Annotated in this window: 5 protein-coding genes; 1 reads left to right on the plus strand and 4 read right to left on the minus strand. The window is 69.0% G+C overall.

All coding sequences use genetic code 11. From position 1 onward, the window contains the following. The 4 genes from B0F77_RS45020 to B0F77_RS45035 all read right to left on the minus strand — a co-directional run. Window positions 1-286: DUF4442 domain-containing protein (locus B0F77_RS45020; protein ID WP_143467260.1), on the minus strand; the 286-nt coding region annotated here is incomplete at its 3' end. A gap of 11 nt (window positions 287-297) precedes the next feature. Next, window positions 298-1,182, minus strand: coding sequence for a glycosyltransferase (locus B0F77_RS45025; RefSeq protein ID WP_086669189.1), 885 nt, complete (start codon window positions 1,180-1,182; stop codon window positions 298-300). 9 nt (window positions 1,183-1,191) lie between these two features. Next, a complete protein-coding gene (locus B0F77_RS45030) occupies window positions 1,192-1,761 on the minus strand; it encodes a DinB family protein (protein ID WP_086669190.1) in 570 nt (189 codons plus the stop codon). A 1-nt stretch (window position 1,762) separates the two neighbouring features. Continuing rightward, window positions 1,763-2,602 (minus strand): NAD(P)-dependent oxidoreductase, encoded by an 840-nt coding sequence (locus B0F77_RS45035; protein WP_086669191.1) that lies wholly within the window; start codon window positions 2,600-2,602, stop codon window positions 1,763-1,765. Between the two features lie 115 nt (window positions 2,603-2,717). Here B0F77_RS45035 and B0F77_RS51040 point away from each other — a divergent pair. Beyond that, on the plus strand, window positions 2,718-3,903 hold a 1,186-nt coding region (locus B0F77_RS51040; RefSeq protein ID WP_425435825.1), incomplete at its 3' end, for a DJ-1/PfpI family protein.

The following is a 3,903-nucleotide window of genomic DNA, read 5'->3' on the forward strand; positions in this document are numbered from 1 at the left end:
CGCGCACCGTGCCGCGGCCGGGCGCGACGAAGTCGATCTCGCCGGACTGGTCCCACACCACGTGCTCGCCGCTGAGCTGGTTGAACAGCAGCAACACCCAGAACGGATCGGTCATCGCGAACAGCGAACCGCCGAAGTGGGTGCCGAAGAAGTTGCGGTTCCACGGGCGCAGACGCATGCGCACCCGCGCGTACCGGTAGTCCGGCGAGATCTCCTCGACGCGGATGCCGGCGAACAGGAACGGCGGCCACAGGTTCATCCCGAGGCGCAGGCGGCTTGCCTTCATAAAAAACAGTGTTACACAACGTCCGCCAGACTGTCCGCAACTTCCTTCGGCGAAGGCATGTGACGTATCTCTTCCGCTATCTGACCTGCGACTTCCCGGTAGCGAACGGCCGCGAGCAACAGCCGTGCGCTCTCCGCGATCGCCTCGGCACTCACCGCTTGCACCCCGGCACCGGCGGCAACGAGCGCTGCGGCGTTGCCGAACTGGTCCGCGCCTTGCGGCAACACGACCTGTGGGACCCCCTCGGCCAGAGCGTTCAGCATCGTGCCGCTTCCGCCGNNCGCCTGCCGGATCACCTCGGCCTGCGGCAGCCACCTCCCCGGCGTGGCGACCACGACCTGGGCGTCGAGCCGTTCGAGGCCGGCCACCGCCGTGGCGAGCAGGTCCTGGTTGCCGAACACGGTTCCGAACGTGACGTAGACCAGCTTCTCGTGCGTGCGCTCCGGAACCACGCCGGGCGTCGCGTGCGGCACCGGCCGCAGCAGGATTCGATCGTCCGCGAAACCCTTGTCCTGCAACGAGGGCGGGCAGATGTCGAGGTGCCGGCCGACCGGGCGGGCCAGCCCGATCCCGTCGGGGAACATCCGCCCGAACCCGTGCCACAACACCGGGAACGCCCTGCGCCTGGCTTCCCGGAACACCTCCGGCACGGCCCACCCGCTGATCACCAGGTCGGGCAGGACGCGCTCCAGTTCCGGCGCGATGTCCTCGGCGTAGATCTCGCCGAACACCAGACCGGGGCGGAACGGCCGCAGCCCCAGCCGTTCCAGCTCCGGATGCATCTCCTCGCCGACCGCGAAGTGGACCTCGTGCCCGCCGTCGCGCAGTGCGAGCGCCAACGGGATCAACGGGAAGGTGTGGCCAACGGTGGCCATGCTGGCGAAAAGCACGCGCATGACGTGAATTTACGCGGCAACGGCTCCGTGCCACTGCCACCGCTCCCGACGCGGTATGCCCGGCAACTCGCCGCGTCCGGTGCACCACAGCAGCAGTGCGAACGGGTCGGGATGCCGTGGAGCGCCGGGGAACAGCCGCTCGACCACGGGTGCGCAGTTCTCCGGCCGCCATCGCACTCCGAACGCCTGGACGATGTCGTGGGTGTGCATCGTCAGTTCGGTGATGCCCATCGCGGCGAACCCGGCCGCGTCCGAGGTGCCCCACGGGTGCCAGGCCCGCGCGTCCGGGGAGGCGGCGACGGTGCGGGACAACAATGTCGCGGTGGTCGTGACGCCTTCGAGGCAGTGCTCGAGCGGCAGGCCGGGCCGGAGGGTGCCGAGCAGGCTGGTCCACCGCCGGTCGGCACGGGTGGCCAGCAGGGCGGTGTAGCCGAGCAGCCCCTCGACCACGTGGTCGAGCGTGGCGCGGCAGGACCACTCCAGTCCGTTGGCGCGGCGGGAGAAGCCGTCGTCGGGAAGTTCGCGCAACACCTCCACGCACTCGCGGGCCCTGGCGTCGAGCAGTGCGGGCCACTCCATCTCAAGCCGCCTTCGCGCGCAACAGCTCGATGATCCGTGCCCAGCCGTCTGTGCCGTGGCCCGCTTCGACCGCCCTCTGCGCGTAGTCGTGGAACAGCCGTGGCAGCGCCGCGTCGATCTTCCGGACCTCGCTGGCGTGCACCAGGTGGTCCAGCGTGGCGAGATGCACGTCCAGCGTGGCGTCGGAACCGGGATAGCTGCCTGCATCGACCTGTGAGGCGTAGGTGCTGACGAACCCGGCGACCGGGCCGAGCCAGCGGGTGGCCAGCGGGGTGAAGTGCTGTGCGGTGGCGCCGTCGGCGGTGACGAGTGCACTGGCGTGCAGCCAGCCGGTGAGCGTCGCCCACATGATGCCCAGCAACGCAGTGTCGTACAGGGCGGCGAGGCCGGGGTCCGCGCCGAGGTTGACCGGTTCGGCCAGCACGGACAGCAGGTCCTTCGCCGTCTCGAACGCCTCCTGGTCGCCGCTGTAGAGGATCATCGAGCTCTGGTCGCCGATGCCCGGCGGCGTGGTCATGATGCCGCCGTCGACATAACGCGGGCCGGCCATCGCGCGAGCCTGCTCCGGTGAGCCGGAGGTGAGGTTGACCAGGATGCCCGGCAGCTCCGGGTCGAGGATCTCGGTCAGCGCCGGGTAGTCGAGCACACAGGCCACCACCACTGGTGCGGACCGTTGGGCCGCAACGGCCGAACTCGCCGCGTGAGCGCCTTGAGCCACCAGTGGCGCGACCTTGGCTTCCGAGCGGTTCCAGACCGTGACGCGGTGTCCGGCGCGCAGGAAGGCAGCGGCGAGCGCGGAACCCATCTGACCGAGGCCGAGCACGGCAACGTCGGAGTGCATTGCGTTGTCCCCCAAGGGTTGTGGTTGATCTCCACCACCTTCGCAAGATGTGTCCAGCGCCGACAGTGGCAGAAATGCCGTCTGTCGAACGATTGCTGCCAGCTACCGTGTGGGCATGAGCGTGGTGGCGATCTTGGTGACCGACGACGACGCACCGGCCCTCTGGGACGTTTACGAGGCCGGGCTGGCGTGTGTGGTGTTCGGCGTCGACCACTTCGACCCCTGGTACACGCTGCGGTTGTGCGGCCTGAATCCCGCGGCGCCACGGGCCGAGCACGGCTGGGTGCTGCGGCCGGAGCACGGCCTGGAAGGCCTCCAAGGCGCGGACACGATCATCGTGCCGTCCGTTCCGCAGGCGGTTCTCGACGGCACCGAGCAGCTGGATCCGTTGCTGGTGAAGGAACTCCAGGACGCCGCGGCCAACGGCGTGCGGATCGCCGCGCTGTGCAACGGCGCGTTCGTGCTCGCCGAAGCCGGGCTGCTGAACGGACGTCGCGCCACCGCGCACTGGTCGTACACCGAACGCCTGGGCCGCCGCTATCCGGAGGTCGAGGTCGACGACTCGGTGCTCTACATCGACGACGGCGACGTCCTCACCAGCGCGGGTGCGGCCGCCGGGCTCGACCTGTGCCTGCACNNCGCCGTTGCAGTGGCTGCTCGCCCAGCGGGTCGCGCACGCCCAGGCGTTGCTCGAGACGACCTCGCTGTCCGTGGAACAGGTCGCGGAACGCTGTGGCCTGGGCACCGGCACGAACCTGCGCCGCCACTTCACCACTCACGTCGGCGTCGCGCCCACCGACTACCGGCGCGCCTACGCCGGTTGAATGTCGCCATGGGAACCAATCGCGACAAGATGATCAACGGCGAGCCCTACCTGGCGATGGACTCCGAACTGGAGGAGGACCGGCAACGGGCGCAACGCACGATGGTCCGCTACAACGCGCTGGAGCCCGGTGACTACGAGGGCATGCACGCGATGCTGAAGGACTTCGTCGCGGACATCGGTGAGAACACGGTTCTCCTGCCGCGGCTGCAGATCGAGTACGGCTACAACACCCGCATCGGCGCGAACAGCTTCATGAACTACGACGGCATCATCCTCGACTGCGGTCCCGTCACCATCGGCGAAAACGTGATGATGGGCCCGCGCGTGCAGCTGTTGACCGCGTTGCACCCGATAGAGGACCACGACGCGCGGATCGCGGGCTGGGAGACCACCGCGCCGATCGTCATCGGCGACAAGGTGTGGTTCGGCGGCGGCGTGATCGTGTGTCCCGGTGTGACGATCGGGAACAACACGG

The sequence above is a fragment of the Lentzea kentuckyensis genome (genome assembly GCF_002150765.1).
In the GTDB taxonomy this organism is placed as follows: Bacteria; Actinomycetota; Actinomycetes; order Mycobacteriales; family Pseudonocardiaceae; genus Lentzea; species Lentzea kentuckyensis.